The sequence below is a fragment of the Sinorhizobium garamanticum genome, assembly GCF_029892065.1.
Classification (GTDB): domain Bacteria; phylum Pseudomonadota; class Alphaproteobacteria; order Rhizobiales; family Rhizobiaceae; genus Sinorhizobium; species Sinorhizobium garamanticum.
In genome coordinates this window covers 3,512,651-3,533,649 of record NZ_CP120373.1, presented here as the reverse complement: position 1 = coordinate 3,533,649, position 20,999 = coordinate 3,512,651, and the positions used below count along the sequence as shown (strand labels likewise).

Genomic DNA, 20,999 nt, shown 5'->3' with positions numbered 1-20,999 from the left:
TGTAGCCGCGGAGACTTCGGGAATAGGCCGATTCAGCATTTGCTTTCAGCACCTGAATCGTGGTTCCCTGAAAATATGAAAGGCGTCGGCAGCGCAGCCGACGCAGAATAAAAGGGAGTTGGCGTACCATGCCCATGACACCAGGCGATATCGAAGACTTGATCAAGGCCGGGATCCCCGGTGCAAAGGTCACGATCCGCGATTTGGCCGGTGACGGCGACCACTATGCCGCCGAAGTCGTGGCTGAAGCGTTTCGCGGCAAGACCCGCGTGCAGCAGCACCAGATGGTCTACAACGCATTGAAGGGCAATATGGGTGGCGTGCTTCACGCACTCGCTCTCCAGACCAGCGCGCCGGAGTGAGCCGGAATGGCGGATCTGATCAAGGAACTCGTCAGCGGTGTTGTTGACAGCGCGCTGAAGGAGATCCTGAAGAAGACCGGTGCGAGGCGTACCGCAACGAAGCGGACGAAGCGCCGGACCAGGAAAGCCGCGTCGGGCGGTCTGCTCGCGGAGATCATCGAAGCTGCGGTGCGCAAACCCGCGAAGAAACAGGTGAGTCGTCGCCGTACGGCGGCCGCGAGGAGCAAGCTGCGCCGCCGCTCCTCGTAGCGAGTGGCATCAAGGCCACATTTTGAGGACCATCAATATTTGTTGCGATGGGGTGGTGAAAATCACGCGCACGCATGCTATCTAAGCCCCAATCGACATCCGGTCCTTGAAACCGGCGCAGGAAGGAAGACAAAATGAGCGGAATTCACGATTTCATCGATAACGAAGTCAAGACGAACGACGTCGTTCTCTTCATGAAGGGCACGCCGCAGTTTCCGCAGTGTGGCTTCTCCGGCCAGGTTGTCCAGATCCTCGATTATATCGGCGTCGACTATAAGGGCATCAATGTGCTCGCGGATGCGGATCTTCGCCAGGGCATTAAGGACTACTCCAATTGGCCGACCATTCCGCAGCTTTATGTGAAGGGCGAATTTGTCGGCGGCTGTGACATCGTACGGGAGATGTTCCAGGCCGGCGAATTGCAGTCGCATCTTCAGGGACAAGGTATTTCTGTGAAGGGTGCCGCCTGACCCGGAAGGCATCCTTCCAAATATCGGGAAAGGCGGGCGACCGCCTTTTTTGATTCTGAAGCTATATTTCGACTGTCTAATTTCTAATGTGCTTCTTGAGCAGTCAGGCAATTTCCGGCTGCGGGAAGCGTTCTCGATAGCCTGATATAAGCTGCCCGCGAGGGGCACCTTTCCATTCAAGGGCACCAAAAGGCGGATATCGCTTTGCCCGGACCTCCGCTCGCCGCTCGTTCTGACGAGCGAGCGCGTCCCACCTCCATACCCGACGTGACGATCGGTGCTCGCCGGTCGCCTGTCCTTTCGGAGTCACTGACCGCATCGTTCGGGCCGGACGCGGCCCGCAGCAGATGCGGAAACTCAACGCGTTGCAGCCCTCTCCCGCTCGGAGAGCAAATAGTTTTCAAGACCGATTGCCAAACCCCGGCCATCAGCAGGACAAGTGAGATGACGAGGCCCATTGATCAGACCGCCACCCTCTCGGGACTGACGAAGTTCCAGTTCATTGCGCTGATGGCAATGCTGATGTCGATCAACGCGGTCTCCATCGACATCATGCTGCCGGGCCTGCAGGAGATTGGTGCGAGTCTCGGCGTAGCCGACGAAAACGACCGGCAGTTTGTCATCACGGCCTACCTCATCGGCATGGGCTTCGCGCAACTGTTCTTCGGCCCACTTTCCGACCGCTTCGGGCGAAAGGGGCCGCTGCTGGGTGGGCTCGCCTTGTACGGCCTCTGCGCGCTTGCAATCGTGTTCGTGCCGACCTTCGCTGCGCTCCTTTTCTTTCGCTTCGTGCAGGGTGTGGGCGCGGCCGCAACCCGCGTCATCACCGTTTCCGTCGTGCGTGACGTGTATGGCGGCCGCCAGATGGCGGAGATCATGTCGCTGGTCATGATGGTGTTCATGACCGTTCCGATCGTCGCGCCGAGCATCGGTCAGTTGATCATGCTCTTTTCGGAATGGCACATGATCTTCGTCGTGATCGCGCTGTTCGCAGTAGCCATCGCCGTACCTGTAGCCTTTCGGCTTCAGGAGACGCTGGCACCGGCCAATCGACGCGCCTTCACGTCTACAGTGATACTGGACGGCTTCCGCATCGTGCTGACGAACCGGTTGGCGCTCTTTTACACGCTGGCGACAGCCGCCCTCCTCGGCGGCCTCTTCGGCTTCGTCAATTCGGCCCAACAGATCCTCGTGGGCATATACGGGCTCGGCATCTGGTTCCCGGCGGTTTTCGCAGCCTTCGCCGGAATGATGGCGGTCGCGTCCTTCACCAATTCGCGCCTCGTCCAGCGATTTGGCATGCGGACGCTGTCGCACGCGGCACTTCTCGGTTTCACTCTGGCAAGCTTCGTCTGGGTGTCCCTGTCGCTGATGGGGCCGCTGCCGCTGCCGCTCTTCATCATTCTGCAAGCCGCGACGATGTTCCAGTTCGGCCTGATCGCGGCGAATTTCAACGCCATGGCGATGGAGCCACTTGGCCATGTAGCCGGAACGGCCTCCTCTGTGCTGGGCTTCACGCAGACGATCGGCGGCGGGATCATCGGTGCATTTATCGGCCAGGCCTTCGACGGCACCGTGACGCCGCTTGCCGCCGGATTTTTCATTGTCGCCGTTTTCGCCCTCGCCTTCGTGCTGATCGCCGAGGGCGGCCGGCTCTTCAAACCGCACAATCCGGCGGGGTAGCCCGAAATGCGGCATGGAGGCGTCCCTCGCCTCCGCCGCGGACGCGCCGGTCCGATGTCTCCTCCCAAGCTCATATTACGGATATTTCGACAATGTCTTCCGTCTCAGAACGATCCTCCATCCCTCAAAAAGCCGAACATGGCGATGGGCTTTCGGGCGCGGCACGCATCCGTATGGGCATCGCCGAGTTCATCGTGACAATCGCGCTCATGACCGCCAGCGTCGCGCTCGCAATCGACAGTATGCTGCCCGCGCTTCAAAGCATCGGCCAGTCGTTCGACCTTGCGAATGCGAACGACGCGCAGCTCGTCATCGGCATCTTCCTGCTTGGATTCGGCCTCTCGCAGATCTTCTTCGGTAGCCTTTCCGATGCCTTCGGTCGACGCATCGTTCTGTTCGGCGGCCTGGCCTTCTTCACGCTCACCTCATTCACGGCGTCGCAGGCCTCAAGTTTCGAAGCGCTGCTTGTGATGCGCTTCGTCCAGGGGATCGGAGCTGCCGCCATCCGCATCACGACGATGGCAATCGTGCGCGATTGTTTCGGTGGCCGCGAGATGGCACGAGTCATGTCTTACGTGATGATCGTCTTCATGATCATCCCGATCGTCGCTCCTTTCCTTGGCCAACTTGTGCTCGCCTCTGCGAGTTGGCACTGGATCTTCATCCTGATTGGCGGCATTGGGGCAGTCCTCTTCACCTGGGCGCTGACCCGGATGAAGGAGTCTCTGCCGGTAGAGGAGCGTCTGCCGCTTTCGGTCGGCGCCGTCCTCTCCGGATTCCGCACGGTACTGACGAACCGCATAACCTGCGGCTATATGATCGGCCTTACGCTCTTCTCCGCCGTGATCTGTGCCTACATCGTCAGTGTTCAGCAGGTCTTCGGGGAGGTCTATGGTCTTGGCGATTGGCTGCCGATCGCCTTTGCAGGGACCGCTGGCGGTATTGCAGTCGCCAACTTCGCCAACGGCTTCTTCGTCCGCAGCTTCGGTATGCGCCGCATCTCACATGCGGCGATGATCCTCTTCACGTCGCTGGCGTCGATCGGTTTCGTGCTGTCGCTCGCAGGCACGCCCGCCTTCGTCATCAGCTATCTGCTTTTCTCGATACTGCTGATGTTCTTCGCCGTCATCGCCACGAACTTCACCGCCATCAGCCTTGAGCCGATGGGACACGTTGCGGGGACGGCAACCGCGATTACCGGCTTCGTTTCGACGACGGGCGGCACGCTACTCGGCGCCGCCGTTGGCCAGCTCTTCAATGGTACGCTGCAGCCCTTGTTCGGTGGCTTTGCGCTGTTCGGCCTGTTCACCATTCTCGCCACGCTCTGGGCAGAGAACGGCAAGCTCTTCACGCATCCCGGTGACAAGGACATGGCGCACGAGCACGGCGGCCACGTCTAGTTCTCAGTTCACATCCAGCGGCGGCCCGGTGAACCGCAGATTGTGCCGACCTGCGGCCTCCACGATTGCCGGCATATCGTCGGGAATGGAGAACTGGCCCGCCGCCATTTCCGCGAAGAACTCCTCGAAGCCGCCGGGCGTCAGGGTCACGAGATGGCGGCAGGAAATATCTCCGATGACCTGAAAGGTGTGCTCCGATCCGCGCGGGATAAATACCGCCTCTCCCGGTCCTCGCATGAACTCTTCGCCTTCCAGCCAGAATTTGCACCGGCCCGTGAGGATCACGAAAACCTCGTCTTCCGCCTCGTGGACGTGCCGCGGAGGTCCGCTTCCGATCGGAGAGAGGCTGTCAACGATCGACAGTTTGCCGTCGGTCGCCTTGGTGGACAGAATTGTCCTGTATTTGACGCCATTCCAATCGATGGCATTGGCGCAAAAGATCTCGTGCATGCTCAGCTCCGTCAAAGCGTTCTTATTGACTCGAGCTTATGCGGCGGGACACTATCGATCCAACCGATTGTACAGATACAAGCTATCGTGAAAGTCAATTTCGCAACGTTCGACCTTAACCTTATGCGCGTGCTCGACGCCATTCTGCGCGAAGGCTCGACTGTTCAGGCGGGCAAGCGGCTGAACATGTCCCAATCGGCAGTGTCGGGCGCACTGGCCAGATTGCGGCACGCGTTGAAAGACGAGCTGTTCGTCCGCCATGGCAACCGCCTGGTTCCGACCGACTATGCAAGGTCCATCGAATTGCCGCTCAGGGAGGAATTGGACCGACTTGCAGTCCTTTTTGCGCCGCCGAGCACGTTCGAACCCGCAACGGCCGAGGGAACCTTTCGGATCACGGCAAGCGATTTCTTCGCCGAGATGCTGATGCCGGCGCTCGCGGACCTGCTGCGCAAGCAGGCGCCCAATATCAGGGCCCAACTCGTCGATCTCGTTCCAAACAGCTATATCGACAGCCTCGAGAAGTATCATGCCGATTTGGCCTTGATCCCGAACCAGCCCGTTCCAGACTGGGCCAGCAGCCAGCCGCTCTTTTATTCGACCTTCGTCGTGATCACGCGACGCAGCCATCCCCAACTGACAGCGGCGGGGTTAGGACCAGGCGAAATCGTTCCGATGGACCTGTTCTGCGAGATTGGACACGTGCTTTTCTCGCCCGAGGGAAATTTCTCGGCCATGGGCGACGCCGCCCTGGCCAAGGTGGGCCGCCGCCGAAAGGTCATGATGACCTTGCCGGTGTTCTCGGGCGTTTGCCGCGCAGTTGCGGCAAGCGACCTGATCGCGTTGGCGCCGCGTCAGCTGGCCGAGCGGGTCGCCCCGCAGATCGGCCTGGACATCTACCACCCGCCGATGCCGATTGTTCCGCCCTTGATCATCGCGGTCTGGCACCGACGTTCGACGGCCAGCCCGCTGCACAGATGGATGAGGGAGAAGATCATCGGGTTGATGCGCCCCCTCAACGAAGGCGAACGGACGGCCATCGCCTAGATGTCAGACGGTGAAAACCTCTCGCCGCAGCGCGTCCCAGCTCTCCTTGTCGGTTGCCAGAAGCAGGCCGCCGTTCGTATGGGCGGGCAGATAGCGCGAGCCATCGAAGCGCGCGGCATAGGCGCCCGCCTCTTCGGCGATCAACGTACCGGCCAGATGGTCCCACGGCATCAGCTTCTGGTACATCAGGAAATGCAGATGGCCGCCGACAAAGATGCGATACTCGTGCGCCGCGCAACGGTAACTCGTCGCAATCCTGACCTTGGCCAAATTGCCCATGACGATCCGGCGGTCGTCTTGCTTGTAGAAGGCCGTCGAAGCACCGCCGACCATGGCCTCGAGTGGCACGCCGGCAGTCACCGCCAATTTCTCCTGCGATCCGTCGGGCCGGCAAAGCCAGGCGCCCGCCCCCTTCTCGGCAATGACCCAGTCGTTGCCAAGCGGATCATAAATGATGCCGGCGACGGTCTCGCCTTTGGCGACCACGCTTGCCATCACGCCAAAGAGCGGCAGGCCGGCCGCGAAATTGAACGTTCCGTCGATCGGGTCGACGACGATGGCGAGATCGGCATCGGCAAGCTTGTCGAGAAGCGCCGGCTCGGCGGCGACGGATTCCTCGCCGATGAAGACAGCACCGGGCGCGACCGTGTCGATCTTGGCCTTGATGAGCCTTTCCGCTGCTTCATCCCCCTCAGTGACGAGATCGATCGCCTCCGACTTCATGCGTACATCGCCTGAACCAAGATTGCGGAAGCGCGGCAGGATTTCCTTGACCGCCGCCTCCTGCAGAAGGTTGGCAAGCGCAGCGATGTCGACCGATTGGCTCATTCTTTGGGCTCCGGGGAAAGGGATTGGAAATCGAAAAGTCTCGGATCAAGCAGGTGCGACGGGTTCACGTGTCCGAGCGCCCGCAGCATCGTGTCCTTGCGGCCCGGCATGCGCCGCTCGATGTCGGCAAGCATCGCCTTCATCGCATTTCGTTCGAGACCATCCTGCGAACCACAGAGGTCGCAGGGGATGATCGGAAATTCCATGGCGGCTGCGAACTTCGCGAGGTCGTCTTCCGCCGCATAGGCAAGCGGTCTCAGAACCATGAGATCGCCCTCGTCGTTGAGAAGCTTTGCCGGCATCGATGCGAGACGCCCGCCATGGAAGAGGTTCATGAAGAAGGTTTCGAGAATATCTTCGCGATGATGACCGAGGACCAGGGCATCACACCCCTCCTCCCGCGCGATGCGATAGAGATTGCCGCGTCTCAGCCGCGAACAGAGCGAGCAGTAAGTCGCGCCGGCTGGCACCTTTTCCTTCACGACGGAATAGGTGTCGCGGTACTCGATCCGGTGCTTGATGCCGATCGAAGTCAGGTATTCCGGCAGGATATGCTTTGGGAAATTCGGCTGGCCCTGATCGAGGTTGCAGGCGATGAGTTCGACCGGGAGCAACCCGCGCCATTGCAGGTCCATCAGCAGTGCGAGCAGGCTGTAGCTGTCCTTGCCGCCGGAAAGACCGACCAGCCAGCGCTTCGCGCCCTTCAGCATGCCGAAATCGTCGAGCGCCTGACGCGTCTGCCGCAGCAGGCGCTTGCGAAGCTTGTTGAAGGAAACAGACGACGGCATCCGGGCAAAAAGCGGATGGGCGCCGGCGTCGAAGCCGGTGTCTTCCTCGTCGACGATGATGTTCATCCCATCGCGCTCTGACGATCGTGCGAGTTCCATAGCGACAGTCTCGGATTAGGCGGGCCGCAACAGCTGCGCCCAGGTGCATCAACCAGCACTTGCCCTGTCCGGCGCCGGAGATCAAGGGGAAACGGTCCGGAACGGCATTATCAAGGGCCAAACACGGACCAGCCCGTGCGCGCGGCCAGCATTTCGAGAGCCAGGGAGCCGAGCAGCGAATTGCCGTTCTCGTTGAGACCCGGTGACCAGACGGCGACGGAAGCCTTGCTCGGCGCGACTGCCATAATCCCGCCGCCGACGCCGCTCTTGCCTGGCAGACCGACGCGATAGGCGAAATCGCCGGAGCCGTCGTAGTGTCCGCAGGTCAGCATCAGGGCATTGATGCGGCGCGCACGTTGACGCGAGACGACGGAATGCCCCGTCAGGGGGTTGGCGCCGCCGGCTGCCAGGAACAAGCCGGCCTTGGCGAGTTGCACGCAGGTCATCGCCAAGGCGCAATGATGGAAATAGACGCCGAGCACGTGCTCGGCCGGATGATCGAGTTTGCCGAAGGAACGCATGAAATTGGCAAGCGCGACATTGCGGAAGCCGGTTGCCGTCTCCGAGCGCGCTACCTCGTGGTCGATCACGATCGTGTCGTCGTCGGCAAGATAGCGGACGAACTGCACGATTTCGCCGATCAGCTCCTTGGGCGTGTGGCCTGCCAGGATGAGGTCGCTGATGGTGATCGCGCCGGCATTGATGAAGGGATTGCGTGGCTTGCCGCCTTCGTGCTCGAGCTGCACGATCGAATTGAAGGCGGAGCCGGACGGCTCGCGCCCGACACGGTGCCAGATATTCTCTCCATGCTTGCCGAGCGCCAGTGTCAGCGTGAACACCTTGGAAATGCTCTGGATCGAAAACGGCACCTCGGCATCGCCAACCCGATAGATCTGGCCGCCCGTCGTGACGATTGCCATGCCGAAACGGCGGGAGTCGACGCGCGCGAGTTGCGGGATGTAGTCGGCCACCTTGCCTTCGCCAAGCCTTGGCGTCAGTTCGCGGTAAATGTCATCGATGATCGCCTGCAGATCTTGCGGCGCTTGCTGCTCCGGCATGCGGCATCCCTCGACACGGATTGATCGGTATTTCGTACAAAAAAACCGCCCGTCTCCGGGCGGTTTTTCGAAAGCTCACAAGGCCAAAGCCCGGATTAACGCGAATAGAATTCGACGACCAGGTGCGGTTCCATGACGACCGGATACGGAACGTCGGTGAGAACCGGAACGCGGACGAAGGTCGCGACCATCTTGTTGTGGTCCGCATCGATGTAGTCCGGAACGTCGCGCTCAGCGAGCTGTACGGATTCGAGAACCGAAACGAGCTGCTTGGACTTTTCCTTGACTTCGATGACGTCGCCCGGCTTGCAACGGTAGGAACCGATGTTGACGCGGACACCGTTGACCTTGACGTGGCCGTGGTTGACGAACTGGCGTGCAGCGAAGACGGTCGGAACGAACTTGGCGCGGTAGACGATCGCGTCGAGGCGCGATTCGAGCAGACCGATCAGGTTTTCCGGGGTGTCACCCTTGCGGCGCGAAGCTTCGGCGAAGATCGCGCGGAACTGCTTTTCACGGATGTCGCCGTAGTAGCCCTTCAGCTTCTGCTTGGCGCGCAGCTGCACGCCGAAGTCGGAAAGCTTGGACTTGCGGCGCTGGCCGTGCTGGCCCGGGCCGTATTCACGGCGGTTGACCGGGGACTTCGGACGACCCCAGATGTTTTCGCCCATGCGGCGGTCAATTTTGTACTTGGACGATTCGCGCTTGCTCATCGCATTTCCTTTCAATCAGTTACACCGGCTTGTTGCCAAGCCGGATCAAGGAAACACGCCCTCCTCTGAACCCATTTTGGGAGTTCTGACAGGCCTCTCACGATCACGCGGACGCAAGAAACCACGGGACATGTCAAATGAAACACCGGACATCGCTGCCCGGCGTTGGGCGGGTCTTTACGCATCGGTCGCTGGTTTGTCAACGGAATATGACAGAAACATAGCGATTTTCGCCAGATAGCGTCACTCGGCGGCCGCCTGTTCCCCATTGCCGACATCCGGACCATTCGCATCGCCCGGCGCGGTTTCGCTCCCGAGATCGGGGAAAGCGACGATACGCTTGCCGGAGAAATCCGCATGCACGACGATCAGGCCGTGTTCCTCGAAATAGCCGAGCAACCGCCGCGCGCGGCGGGCGGAATGGGTTCCATAGGCGCGCGCGATCATCGCGTCCGAAGGACATGGCAGGCTGCGCACGGCCGCCTGCGCCATCATCAGGAACACGGCTTGCAAATCCTCGCTCACGCGGTCGGCAAGCCGGAGCGCCGATGCCCATGTCTCGGTCGCAGCCGTCTCGGCGTCGACGCCGGACCGGGCGACGGCCATCTTGCGGCGGAAGGCGCTCAAGGAGAGCGCGGGCCCGGGCACGCGGCGAATACGGCAGCGCACGAGAAAATCCTGGAACAGTTCGGCGTCTGGGCGGAACGCCGCGTCCGGATTGGCCAGGATCTCGGCAAACAGGCTGTCGAGCAACGCCTCGCGCTCCTCCGGCGACATTTCCGGCGGGGCTGGCTTGGTCTCCACCGGCGCCAAAGGCTCGGGGCGTGGCCGTGACAGTTCGGCGAGGATATCGGTCGCCGGACGTGGCTGCGGAGCCGGCCGGCGCATGATCGGCCGTGTCAACTCTTCCAGATCCGGCGTGAAGATCAGGTCCTCGACATCCTGCGGCGCTTCCGGCAGCGGCATCAACTTCGGGCTGGTGGAGCGGGCGGAGGTCTCGACGGAGCCGATCGTTACCTTCAGGGGCCGACGCGACAGCGCGGGCCCGAGCGCGACGAAAGAGCCGCGTTTCAGGTCGCGGAACATCTCGGCGGTGCGGCGGTCCATGCCGAGGAGATCGGCGGCGCGCAGCATGTCGATATCGAGAAAGGTGCGCCCCATCAGGAAATTCGAGGCTTCGGCGGCGACATTCTTTGCGAGCTTCGCCAAGCGCTGCGTGGCGATAACGCCGGCAAGCCCCCTCTTGCGGCCGCGGCACATGAGATTGGTCATCGCGCCAAGCGATACCTTGCGGGCTTCTTCCGAGACATCGCCGCCGACCGATGGCGCGAACATCTGCGCCTCGTCGACGACGACGAGGACGGGATACCAGTATTCGCGATCCGCATCGAACATCGCGTTCAGGAACACGCCGGCGCTGCGCATCTGTTGTTCGATGTCGAGACCTTCCAGCGAAAGGACGCAGGAGACGCGGTGCTGGCGGATGCGCGTCGCGATGCCGATCAACTCCGCATCCGTGCGCTCGCCATCGATGACAACATGGCCGAACTTGTCGGCGAGGGTAACAAAATCGCCTTCGGGATCGATGATGCACTGCTGCACCCATGGCGCGGACTGTTCGAGCAGACGGCGCAAGAGATGCGACTTTCCGGAGCCGGAATTGCCCTGCACCAGGAGACGTGTTGCCAGAAGCTCCTCGATATCGAGCGAGGCCGAAGTCCCTTCGGACGTCGTTCCCATGTCGATGCCGACTTTCATTCCCACCTCTTCGTCACGGATTGATTCGCGATCCGCCGGGATCGTCAAACGGGCGACACCTAGCACGGTTTATCCCACGACCATCCCGCAGATTCCGACAACCCACAGGGAATACTTCGTTGCGGCCGCCCCCTGAAGGGAAACTCACGGGCTTCCCCTTATTGCAAGGGAAAGTTGAATATCGGGGTCGCAGTGTCTTTCTTAGCTCTCCGACCGTCCCCATATGCGTTTGGTCCGTCACAGCTTGCTAGAGGCAGCGATGCACCAGAACGAAACCAAACAACAATTCGAGATGCACAAGCTCGATGAACGCATGCGCGAAGCGCACAAAGACGCCCATCGGGTCATATCCAAGAAGGAAGCGGCGCAAATGAAGGTTGCCAACGCGATTGTCGCGGGCGCCTTGGTTGTCCTTGTCGGCGGACTTTTGTTCTTGCTGGACGTTTTTTAAACGATAGCTTGGCTGGGTTTCGCCCGCTCATCGGGCACGGTGTTTGCAATCACCGTTAACCCAAAGCCCTGCATCAGCCGCCGCGTGGCGAAATCGGGTTTGCCGGAAGTGAAAATGGCCGGGTCATCGCCATTCAATGGCTCGAAGCCGTTCGGTAGCGCCACCAGCGAGCGCGCCCGCCGGGCGATCGCTTCGGCCGGATCCAGCCAATCGACCGGCCAGGGTGCGAGCCGCCGGAAGAGATTCGCCATAAACGGGTAATGCGTGCAGGCGAGCACGATAATGTCGGTCTTCTTCCCGTCCTTTTCGACGAAACAGGGGCTGATTTCCGCCAGAACCGCTTCATCATCGAGGCGATCGCCACGAATATAGGCTTCCGCCATGCGCGCCAGGTTTTCCGAGCCGACGAGCCGCACATGGCATTGCGAGGCGAAGGATTGGATCAGATCGCGCGTATAAGCGCGTTTGACCGTGCCGGGTGTGGCCAGAACCGAAACCAGCCCCGAACGCGTCCGCTCCGCCGCCGGCTTGATCGCCGGCACCGTGCCGACGAAGGTCATCTGCGGATAGGTGGCGCGGAGATCAGCGCCGACGAGCGTGAAGGCGGTGTTGCAGGCGATGATGCAGATTTCCGGAGCGTGCGTGGCGAGCAGTTCGCCGAAGAGCGTGATCACGCGCTCCTTCAACGCCCCCTCCTCCCAACCGCCATAGGGAAACCCGGCATCGTCGGCGACGTAGATGAAATGACGCTCCGGCATCAGCACGCGCGCCTCGCGCAGCACCGTCAGCCCACCAATCCCGCTGTCGAAGACGAGTATGGGTTTCAGTTCACTCGTTGTCACCCCCGCCTTGCACTTTCCTGTTGCGCCCTGCCGGTGCGCCGGAGCCGCGCGGATTTTCGCGCGTAAACCGGTCGAGTGAAGAGATGACGCCGCGCAGCACCTGGATTTCGGACTCGGTAAAGGATGGTCTTGTCAGAACAGCGCGGAGATTTTCGACCAATTTCGGCTTTTTGTCGGCGGAGCGGAAGTAATTGCGCGCTTCCAGGGCGTCTTCCAGATGATCGAACAGGCCCTGCAGATGCTCCTTGGTCGCCGGGCGCTGTGCGATCGCCTGGAAAGACGTTTCCTCTTCCGATTCCATGCCGGTCTTCATCCACTCGTAGGACATGAGCAGCACAGCCTGTGCGAGGTTCAGCGAAGCGAAGGCCGGATTGACCGGGAAGGTCACGATCTCGTCAGCCAACGCCACTTCCTCGTTGGTGAGGCCCGTGCGTTCGCGGCCGAAGATGATGCCGACAGCCTCCCCGCTCCTGAATCGCTCGCGCAGCGTGCGTGCCGCGACGATCGGCGAGCGCACGGGCTTGTAGCCGTCGCGGTCGCGGGCCGTGGTGGCGTAGACGAAGTTCAAGTCCGCGATCGCCTCCTCAAGCGAGCCATAGAGCTTGGCGCCATCGATGACGTGGTCAGCGCGGCTTGCGGCGGAGCGCGCCTTTTCGCTCGGCCAGCCATCCCGCGGATTGACGAGGCGCAGTTCCGACAGCCCGAAATTGGCCATGGCGCGCGCCACCATGCCGATATTCTCGCCGAGTTGGGGATAAGCGAGAATGATTGCCGGACCTTCCGTCAAGAGTTCGCGCTCGCTATTGGTACCTGCCATTGCCGTCGCCTTCTGTTTGGCGCTTCCCTCGCACAATTGCTCGCGAATTTAAAGTCTGCCGTTGAGTCCCGGCGAGACGGCAAATGGCGTCCGATGGCTGCCTCTCCTCCATCCAAAGTTTCACCCAAGCATGCTTTGCCTTGCTGGTTCACAGTGCTATAGGGCTCTGGATTTCTCCCACCGGGGGGCATCGCGTCCGATGCTCCGCAAAGCTACGAGGCATATCCATGGCAAAGATCAAGGTCGCCAATCCGGTCGTCGAACTCGACGGCGACGAGATGACCCGCATCATCTGGCAGTTCATCAAGGACAAGCTGATCCACCCCTATCTCGACCTCGATCTCGAATATTATGACCTCAGCGTCGAGAACCGCGACGCAACCGAAGACCAGGTGACCGTCGACGCCGCCAACGCAATCAAGAAGCATGGCGTCGGTGTCAAGTGCGCGACGATCACGCCGGATGAGGCCCGCGTCGAAGAGTTCAAGCTGAAGAAGATGTGGAAGTCGCCGAACGGCACGATCCGCAACATCCTGGGCGGCGTCATCTTCCGCGAGCCGATCATCTGCAAGAACGTGCCGCGCCTCGTTCCCGGCTGGACCAAGCCGATCATCGTCGGCCGTCACGCTTTCGGCGACCAGTATCGCGCCACCGACTTCAAGTTCCCGGGCAAGGGCAAGCTTTCGATCAAGTTCGTCGGCGAAGACGGCCAGACGATCGAACACGACGTCTATGACGCGCCCGGCGCCGGCGTCGCGATGGCCATGTACAACCTCGACGAGTCGATCACGGAATTCGCTCGCGCTTCGTTCAACTACGGCCTGCAGCGCAAGGTTCCGGTCTATCTGTCGACCAAGAATACAATCCTCAAGTCCTATGACGGCCGCTTCAAGGACATTTTCCAGAAAGTGTTCGAAGAGGAGTTCGCCGAACAGTTCAAGGCGGAAAAGCTCTGGTACGAACATCGCCTGATCGATGACATGGTGGCTTCGGCGCTGAAGTGGTCCGGCGGTTATGTCTGGGCCTGCAAGAACTATGACGGCGACGTCCAGTCCGACATCGTCGCCCAGGGCTTCGGTTCGCTCGGCCTGATGACCTCCGTGCTGATGACGCCGGACGGCAAGACGGTCGAAGCGGAAGCCGCGCACGGCACCGTGACCCGCCACTACCGCCAGCATCAGAAGGGCGAGGAAACCTCGACCAACTCGATCGCCTCGATCTTCGCCTGGACCCGTGGCCTTGCCCACCGCGCCAAGCTCGACGGCAATGCCGAACTCGCCAAGTTCGCCGAAACGCTCGAGCGCGTCTGCGTCGAAACGGTCGAATCCGGCTTCATGACCAAGGACCTGGCTCTGCTGATCGGCCCCGACCAGCCGTGGCTCTCGACCACCGGCTTCCTCGACAAGATCGACGAGAACCTCAAGAAGGCAATGGCTGCCTAAACCGGCCAAACCCACAGGAAGTCTTGGAACCCGGCCACGCGCCGGGTTTCTTGTCTTTCGGTCCCGCGAGCGGATGGGCAAGTGCGCCCATGGAACGCATACAGCACTCGTTCATTTTCCGATGGAAGTTTCCAACCATGGGCAACAGCAGATGGACCAAGCGGGATCAAAACCGGTGCGACTCGTCGCCCTCGATATCGACGGCACGCTTCTCGGCGATGATGGAGCTGTTAATCGCTTTCGTTTGGCCTGGCAGGCGCTCGGCAAGAGCGAGAGGCCGCTGCTCGTCTACAATAGCGGGCGGCCGATCAACGACATATTTTCGCTCGTCGATGTCGATCAGTTGTCCCCGCCTCACTACGTGATTGGCGGCGTCGGGACGATGATAGCGGACGCGCGCATAAGGAAACGGTTGCAGGCGTTCACCGAAGCGCTTGGACCTCCTATCGACGTCAAGGCCGTCACCGCGGTCATGGAGACGGTAGAAGGCGCGGTTCCGCAGGCGGCCGTCGACCAGCATGCTCACAAGGCGAGCTGGCGTTTGCCCGACGCGCGGGAGGAGGAGATCGGCGCCATCGCGGAACGGCTGGCGGCCGACGGATTGGACGTGAAGCTCATCTATTCCAGCAGTCGGGATCTCGACATATTGCCGCGCGCCGGCGGCAAGGGCAGCGCGCTTGCCTGGATCTGCCGGGAGCTTGCGGTCGATCTCGACGAGGTGGTGGTCGCCGGCGACACCGGAAACGACCGCGAAATGTTCGACATGCCGCGCGTGCGCGGCGTGGTGGTCGCCAATGCGCTTGCCGAACTGCGCCAGGTTGGGCGCGAACGGCGGCATTTTCTCGCCCGCAACTCGTATGCCGACGGCGTGATCGAAGGGCTGCGTCACTGGGGCGTCATCAGATAGGTCCGGTCCTTCACCCCGCCCTACAGCGCCGCGCCGCCAGTCATTTCAGCGGAAGAAAGATTTCCGTGACGAGCTCCGTCGGCGGGACTTCCCTTGGATTGTTGAGATATTTCTCGAACATCACGCTGTCGCGGATTGCCCGACCGGATTGCGGCAACCAGGTCGCGTAGAGCCACTGATAGGCCTTCGGCATGTCGGCGTAAGGCCCTTTGTGGCGCAGCACCGCATATTGGCCGCCCTCGATTCTTTGCGGCGTCAGTGGCGCCTCGACCGGAAACTCAGCGGGTGTGGTAACGCAGGCAAAGGAACGGAGCTTGTCTGTGTCTACCAGTTCGGGGTCGTCGAGATAAATGCCAATCATATCCATGCCCGGTTGGAACAGGTTGCGCGCAAACAGCGTCCCATAGAGCGTCTCGAAGGCCTGGCCGATGGCCATGTAGGAGCCGGTGTGGGCCACGCCGACCAGCGCGAGCGGATCGACTTCCCGTAAGTTGACGTCATACATGTCAGGATTTCCTTCCGTCGAAGTGGTTTCAAAGGCTTTGTGGCTCCCTTCATTCCTGTAGCGCGCCGGCGGCAGGCCGTAGACGGCCTTGAAAGTGCGATTGAAGGACTGAACATTCGGGTAGCCCGAGCGTCGCGCGATTGCTTCGACTGGAAGAGTGGTCTGGACGAGATCGGCGGCGGCCTGCTGCAACCGCAGTCTCTTCACCGTCGCCGCCAGAGTTTCTCCGTGGACTGCACGATAGACCCGATGCCAGTGGTGCGGCGACATGCAGGCAATTTCCGACAGCCGATCGAGATCGAGTTCCTCGTCGAGATGCGCATAGATGTAAGCGGAGACGCGGTGGAGCCGCCTCTCATAGCCCGCCCATACCGTTTCTTCATTCATGCCGAACCTTTCGCGTTTCGCTCGGAAATCGATAAAGCATAGATGGAATTGACAAATCCTGCGGACATCAAGCGCCCGATCGCCACTGCTTGTTCGGCGTAGCGACTCATATAGTCTGACCGCGTCCAGTACGCTTTGCCCGCAATAGTGGAATCCCGAAAGTTTCGTCGATGCCCGATTCTCTCGTCCCCAAAACGGTAAGCGTCTTTAAGGAAGGATACGACGGCGCTCGCCTGAAGGCGGACGCCTTTGCCGGGTTGACCGTCGCCATTGTTGCCCTGCCGCTGTCCATGGCCATCGCGATCGCCTCGGGTGTTACGCCTGATCGCGGGCTCTACACCGCGATTGTCGGCGGTTTTCTGGTTTCGCTCCTCGGCGGCAGCCGGGTGCAGATTGGCGGCCCTGCCGGCGCTTTCATCGTGCTCGTGGCTGCAACGGGTGCCAGGCACGGCCTCGATGGCCTGCTGCTGGCAACGGCGATGTCGGGCGTCATGCTCGTTGCCGCAGGTTACCTGCGGCTTGGCAACTACATCAAGTTTATCCCCTACCCGGTGACCGTGGGCTTTACCGCCGGGATCGCGGTGATCATCTTCGCCAGCCAATTGCGCGATCTCTTCGGCCTCACTCTGAGCGGCCGCGAGCCCGGGCCAATCATCGAGAAACTTGCGACGCTTGGTCTTGCCGCCGGTACGGTCAACTGGGCAGCAGTTCTGACGGCCGCGCTAACGATCGGTATCATTCTCGCGCTGCGCAAGCTGCGGCCGCATTGGCCGGGCATGCTGATTGCTGTTGCTGCCGCTTCTGCATTCGTCGCTCTCCTGCAATTGCCGGCGGAAACGATCGGCACGCGCTTTGGCGGCATTCCACGTGGCCTGCCCTCACCGGCACTCCCGCCCTTCTCGCTCGAAAAGGCGGCCGCCGTCTTTCCGGATGCCGTCTCCTTTGCGCTTCTCGGTGCAATCGAGTCTTTGCTGTCGGCCGTCGTCGCCGACGGCATGACCGGTCGCCGGCATCGTTCGAGCATGGAATTGATTGCGCAGGGGATCGCGAATTTCTGCTCGGCGCTCTTCGGCGGCATCTGCGTTACCGGGACGATCGCCCGCACGGCGACGAATGTGCGTGCCGGCGGGACCAGCCCGGTTTCTGGCATGCTGCACTCCATCTTTCTGCTTTTATTCATGCTTCTCGCCGCTCCGCTCGCGAGCTACATCCCGCTTGCGTCGCTCGCCGGCGTGCTCGCCGTGGTTGCCTGGAACATGATCGAGAAGCCGGCGTTCATGGCGCTCATGCGATCCTCCTACGGCGATGCGGTCGTGCTTCTGGCGACCTTCATCATCGTCGTCTTCCGCGAGCTGACGGAGGGCATCGTGATCGGCTTCGCGCTCGGCGCGGTTCTTTTCATCGACCGCATGGCAAAGAGCATCTCTGTCGGAGAAACAAAACCACTGGAGGCCCTGAAGGAGGAGAATGGCGAGGAAGAACACCCGGTCATCGCGGACGACCCGGACACGGTGGTCTATCGGATCTCGGGCATCTTCTTCTTCGGCTCGGCCGCAACCGTCGGCACTGTCCTCGACCGCATCGCCGACCAGCGCCGGAACTTCATTCTCGATTGCTCGGAGGTGCCCTTCATGGATTCGACCGCTGCCAATGTCATTGAGGGGACGCTGCGGAAGGCCGAGCGGACGGGTGTGCGATTTATCATCACCGGCGCCAGGTCGCAGGTGCGCCGCACGCTCCGCCAGCATGACGTTCGCCCGCCACGTGTGGTGATGCGTGCCTCGGTTCAAGCGGCGCTCAAAAGTATCCGCAACGAAAAGAGCGCATGAAAAAGGGCGCCGCAGCGCCCTTTCCCCTGTTCAATCAAGCGTAGGTCAACCGGCGAGCGCTACAGCGACCGCCTCGATCGCTTCGGCGGCACGGTTGCCATCCGGTCCGCCGGCCTGGGCCATGTCCGGGCGTCCACCGCCGCCCTTGCCACCGAGTGCGGCCGAAGCGACGCGCACCAGGTCGACGGCACTGACCTTCGAGGTGAGGTCGTCGGTAACGGCCACCACCGCGCTCGCCTTGCCATCGCCGGAAACGCCGACGAAAGCGACAACGCCCGAACCGAGCGTCTTCTTGCCATCGTCGGCGAGGCTCTTCAGGTCCTTCGGCTCGACGCCGGACACGACCCTGCCAAGGAAGCGAACGCCCGCGATATCACGGGCGGCATCGGCCGAACCATTCTGGCCATCACCGACGAGAGCAAGCTTCTTCTTCGCCTCGGTCAGCTCCCGCTCCAGCTTCCGGCGCTCGTCGAGCAGGGCCTCCACCCGTCCGAGCACATCCGCCGGCTGGACCTTGAGCGCGGACGCCAGCGTTTTCACCCGTTCGTCCTGCTCGTTGAGATAGGCGCGAGCCGCCTCGCCCGTCAGCGCCTCGATTCGACGCACGCCGGCACCGACCGCACTTTCAGAAACGATCCGCACGAGACCGATGTCGCCGGTCGCCGACACATGCGTGCCACCGCAGAGTTCCACCGAGTACGGTTTCCCGGCCTTCGAGCCGCGAACGCCCTGCCCCATGGAGACGACGCGGACCTCGTCGCCGTATTTCTCGCCGAAGAGCGCCATGGCGCCTTCCGCGATCGCATCGTCAACGGTCATCAGTCGCGTCTTCACAGGCGAATTCTGAACGATGATCTCATTCGCCATCTCCTCCACGACCTTCAATTCGTCCGTCGTCATCGGCTTCGGGTGCGATACGTCGAAGCGTAGCCGGTCCGGCGCGACAAGCGAGCCCTTCTGCGCCACATGCGTGCCGAGCACCTCGCGCAGCGCCTCGTGCAGCAGGTGGGTCGCGGAGTGATTGGAGCGGAGCCGGGTGCGACGCGCGTGATCGACGGTGAGCGCAGCCGCCTCGCCAGTCTTCACGCTTCCTTCGCCGACAACGCAGTAGTGGACAAATAGCCCCTCCCCGCGCTTCTGCGTGTCGGTGACCGTCAGCTTGCCGGTGTCGGTCGCGATAATGCCGGTATCGCCCATCTGGCCGCCGGATTCGCCATAGAAGGGTGTCTGGTTCAGGATCACCTGAACGCTCTCGCCCTTGGAAGCGGATTCGACCACGCGACCATCGCGGACGATCGCCTGGATTACACCTTCGGCGGCCTCGGTGTCATAGCCGAGGAATTCCGTCGCACCGTGCTTTTCCTTGAGTTCAAACCAGATCGTCTCGGTCGCGGCTTCACCCGATCCAGCCCAGTTGGCGCGCGCTTCTGCCTTCTGTCGTTCCATTGCCGCGGAAAACGCATCGGTGTCGACCGTGATGCCTTTAGCCCGCAGCGCATCCTGCGTCAGGTCGAGCGGGAAGCCGTAGGTATCATAAAGCTTGAAGGCTGTTTCGCCGTTGAACCGGTCGCCCTCGGAAAGACCTGCCGAGGCTTCGGAAAGGAGGTTCAGACCGCGCTCCAGCGTCTTGCGGAAACGCGTCTCTTCCAGCTTCAGCGTTTCGGAGATCAGCGCTTCGGCGCGGGCAAGCTCCGGATAGGCGCGGCCCATCTGCTCGACGAGCGCCGGCAGGAGCCTCCACATCAACGGGTCTTCCGCGCCGAGCAACTGTGCGTGGCGCATGGCGCGGCGCATGATGCGGCGCAGCACATAGCCGCGGCCTTCATTCGAGGGCAGCACACCGTCCGCGATCAGGAAGGCGGATGAACGTAGATGGTCGGCGATGACGCGGTGGCTTGCGCGGCGGTCGCCCTCCGCCTTGACGCCGGTTGCCTCTTCGGAAGCAGCAATCAATGCGCGGAACAGGTCGATGTCATAATTGTCGTGCTGGCCCTGGAGGACGGCGGCTACGCGTTCCAGTCCCATGCCGGTATCGATCGATGGGCGCGGCAGGTCGACGCGCTCTTCCTTTGTGACCTGCTCGTACTGCATGAAGACGAGGTTCCAGATCTCAATAAAGCGGTCGCCATCCTCTTCGGCCGATCCGGGCGGTCCGCCCCAGATGTGCTCGCCGTGATCGTAAAAGATCTCCGAGCACGGGCCGCAGGGGCCGGTATCGCCCATCGCCCAGAAATTATCGCTGGTCGGAATGCGGATGATCCGGTCGTCACTGAAGCCGGCGATCTTCTTCCAGAGGCCGAAGGCTTCATCGTCGGTATGGTAGACAGTCACCAGCAGGCGCTTGGCATCGAGCCCGTATTCCTTGGTGATGAGGTTCCAGGCGAGCTCGATCGCGCGTTCCTTGAAATAGTCGCCGAACGAGAAGTTGCCGAGCATTTCGAAGAAGGTGTGGTGCCGGGCAGTGTAGCCGACATTGTCGAGGTCGTTGTGCTTGCCGCCGGCACGCACGCATTTCTGCGCCGTCGCGGCCGTCGAATAGGGGCGCTGCTCCAGGCCGGTGAAGACGTTCTTGAACTGCACCATACCGGCATTGGTGAACATCAACGTCGGGTCGTTGCGCGGCACCAGGGGGCTCGACGGCACGATCTCGTGACCGTTCTTGCGGAAATAGTCGAGAAACATCGACCGGATTTCATTCACGCCGCTCATTTTGCGTCCTATCTGTGCACCATTCCCGGTTGCGACCGCACTTCTCGGGCCGCGCACCGCCATCTCAACCTCGCGTCTGTCCGTGACAGTCGCGCCCACCAACGCCCTCAGCCGCCGGAACCACAGGCTTTTATCTTTCGTCTATCATGCTGTCCAGACGGCAGCAAAAAACCGGCCGTCTGGAAGAACGACCGGCTTTATCCAA

At 61.5% G+C, this 20,999-nt stretch carries 20 protein-coding genes; 10 read left to right on the top strand and 10 right to left on the bottom strand.

The features are described 5' to 3' along the window. The first annotated feature begins 128 nt into the window (after window positions 1-128). From PZN02_RS16630 to PZN02_RS16610, 5 genes are all read left to right on the top strand, one after another. Window positions 129-362: a BolA family protein gene (locus tag PZN02_RS16630; protein ID WP_180941351.1), complete on the top strand. Its 234-nt coding sequence runs from the start codon at window positions 129-131 to the stop codon at window positions 360-362. A 6-nt stretch (window positions 363-368) separates the two neighbouring features. Beyond that, the gene (locus PZN02_RS16625; protein WP_280659059.1) at window positions 369-611 is read left to right on the top strand and encodes a hypothetical protein; all 243 of its coding nucleotides are present in this window, start codon (window positions 369-371) and stop codon (window positions 609-611) included. Between the two features lie 134 nt (window positions 612-745). Continuing rightward, window positions 746-1,081 (top strand): Grx4 family monothiol glutaredoxin, encoded by a 336-nt coding sequence (grxD, locus tag PZN02_RS16620; protein ID WP_153440927.1) that lies wholly within the window; start codon window positions 746-748, stop codon window positions 1,079-1,081. A 444-nt stretch (window positions 1,082-1,525) separates the two neighbouring features. Continuing rightward, a complete protein-coding gene (locus PZN02_RS16615) occupies window positions 1,526-2,764 on the top strand; it encodes a multidrug effflux MFS transporter (RefSeq protein ID WP_280659058.1) in 1,239 nt (412 codons plus the stop codon). A gap of 92 nt (window positions 2,765-2,856) precedes the next feature. Beyond that, window positions 2,857-4,164: a multidrug effflux MFS transporter gene (locus PZN02_RS16610; RefSeq protein WP_280659057.1), complete on the top strand. Its 1,308-nt coding sequence runs from the start codon at window positions 2,857-2,859 to the stop codon at window positions 4,162-4,164. Between the two features lie 3 nt (window positions 4,165-4,167). On the opposite strand, the gene PZN02_RS16605 is transcribed toward PZN02_RS16610, so the two are convergent. Further along, window positions 4,168-4,614, bottom strand: coding sequence for a cupin domain-containing protein (locus PZN02_RS16605; RefSeq protein WP_280659056.1), 447 nt, complete (start codon window positions 4,612-4,614; stop codon window positions 4,168-4,170). An 87-nt stretch (window positions 4,615-4,701) separates the two neighbouring features. On the opposite strand from PZN02_RS16605, the gene PZN02_RS16600 reads away from it, so the two are divergent. Next, a complete protein-coding gene (locus tag PZN02_RS16600; RefSeq protein ID WP_280659055.1) occupies window positions 4,702-5,661 on the top strand; it encodes a LysR family transcriptional regulator in 960 nt (319 codons plus the stop codon). 3 nt (window positions 5,662-5,664) lie between these two features. Here the strand turns inward: PZN02_RS16600 and PZN02_RS16595 are convergent, their stop codons facing one another. The 5 genes from PZN02_RS16595 to PZN02_RS16575 all read right to left on the bottom strand — a co-directional run bounded on the left by PZN02_RS16595 (window position 5,665) and on the right by PZN02_RS16575 (window position 10,905). Then, window positions 5,665-6,489 (bottom strand): inositol monophosphatase family protein, encoded by an 825-nt coding sequence (locus PZN02_RS16595; protein WP_280659054.1) that lies wholly within the window; start codon window positions 6,487-6,489, stop codon window positions 5,665-5,667. After that, window positions 6,486-7,376 (bottom strand): tRNA 2-thiocytidine(32) synthetase TtcA, encoded by an 891-nt coding sequence (gene ttcA, locus PZN02_RS16590; protein ID WP_280659053.1) that lies wholly within the window; start codon window positions 7,374-7,376, stop codon window positions 6,486-6,488. The genes PZN02_RS16595 and ttcA overlap by 4 nt, the downstream gene beginning before the upstream one ends. A 110-nt stretch (window positions 7,377-7,486) precedes the next feature. Beyond that, entirely contained in the window at window positions 7,487-8,434 is a 948-nt protein-coding gene (locus PZN02_RS16585) for a glutaminase (RefSeq protein WP_280659052.1), read from the bottom strand. Between the two features lie 95 nt (window positions 8,435-8,529). Then, window positions 8,530-9,147: a 30S ribosomal protein S4 gene (gene rpsD / locus PZN02_RS16580; protein ID WP_280659051.1), complete on the bottom strand. Its 618-nt coding sequence runs from the start codon at window positions 9,145-9,147 to the stop codon at window positions 8,530-8,532. Window positions 9,148-9,390: 243 nt separating this feature from the next. Continuing rightward, complete coding sequence (locus PZN02_RS16575; protein WP_280659050.1) at window positions 9,391-10,905, bottom strand: helicase HerA domain-containing protein; 1,515 nt, start codon at window positions 10,903-10,905, stop codon at window positions 9,391-9,393. Window positions 10,906-11,164: 259 nt separating this feature from the next. Here PZN02_RS16575 and PZN02_RS16570 point away from each other — a divergent pair, with 259 nt between their 5' ends. Beyond that, complete coding sequence (locus tag PZN02_RS16570) at window positions 11,165-11,356, top strand: hypothetical protein (protein WP_280659049.1); 192 nt, start codon at window positions 11,165-11,167, stop codon at window positions 11,354-11,356. On the opposite strand, the gene murI is transcribed toward PZN02_RS16570, so the two are convergent. Both murI and PZN02_RS16560 read right to left on the bottom strand, forming a co-directional pair. Further along, window positions 11,353-12,198 carry a glutamate racemase gene (murI, locus tag PZN02_RS16565; RefSeq protein ID WP_280659048.1) on the bottom strand — a complete coding sequence of 282 codons (846 nt, stop codon included), beginning with the start codon at window positions 12,196-12,198 and terminating at the stop codon, window positions 11,353-11,355. The two genes, PZN02_RS16570 and murI, sit on opposite strands and share 4 nt — an antisense overlap. Then, window positions 12,185-13,015 (bottom strand): RNA methyltransferase, encoded by an 831-nt coding sequence (locus tag PZN02_RS16560; protein WP_280659047.1) that lies wholly within the window; start codon window positions 13,013-13,015, stop codon window positions 12,185-12,187. Before PZN02_RS16560 ends, murI begins: the two co-directional genes overlap by 14 nt. Window positions 13,016-13,242: 227 nt before the next feature. Here PZN02_RS16560 and PZN02_RS16555 point away from each other — a divergent pair, with 227 nt between their 5' ends. Together PZN02_RS16555 and PZN02_RS16550 are read left to right on the top strand one after the other, a co-directional pair. Beyond that, entirely contained in the window at window positions 13,243-14,457 is a 1,215-nt protein-coding gene (locus tag PZN02_RS16555) for an NADP-dependent isocitrate dehydrogenase (RefSeq protein WP_280659046.1), read from the top strand. A gap of 175 nt (window positions 14,458-14,632) precedes the next feature. Then, a complete protein-coding gene (locus tag PZN02_RS16550) occupies window positions 14,633-15,364 on the top strand; it encodes an HAD-IIB family hydrolase (RefSeq protein ID WP_280659045.1) in 732 nt (243 codons plus the stop codon). Window positions 15,365-15,404: 40 nt separating this feature from the next. Here the strand turns inward: PZN02_RS16550 and PZN02_RS16545 are convergent, their stop codons facing one another. Beyond that, complete coding sequence (locus PZN02_RS16545; protein ID WP_280659044.1) at window positions 15,405-16,256, bottom strand: AraC family transcriptional regulator; 852 nt, start codon at window positions 16,254-16,256, stop codon at window positions 15,405-15,407. A gap of 170 nt (window positions 16,257-16,426) precedes the next feature. On the opposite strand from PZN02_RS16545, the gene PZN02_RS16540 reads away from it, so the two are divergent. Beyond that, window positions 16,427-18,085 carry a SulP family inorganic anion transporter gene (locus tag PZN02_RS16540; RefSeq protein ID WP_280659043.1) on the top strand — a complete coding sequence of 553 codons (1,659 nt, stop codon included), beginning with the start codon at window positions 16,427-16,429 and terminating at the stop codon, window positions 18,083-18,085. Window positions 18,086-18,130: 45 nt separating this feature from the next. On the opposite strand, the gene alaS is transcribed toward PZN02_RS16540, so the two are convergent. Continuing rightward, the gene (alaS, locus tag PZN02_RS16535; RefSeq protein ID WP_280659042.1) at window positions 18,131-20,794 is read right to left on the bottom strand and encodes an alanine--tRNA ligase; all 2,664 of its coding nucleotides are present in this window, start codon (window positions 20,792-20,794) and stop codon (window positions 18,131-18,133) included. Window positions 20,795-20,999 lie beyond the last annotated feature (205 nt).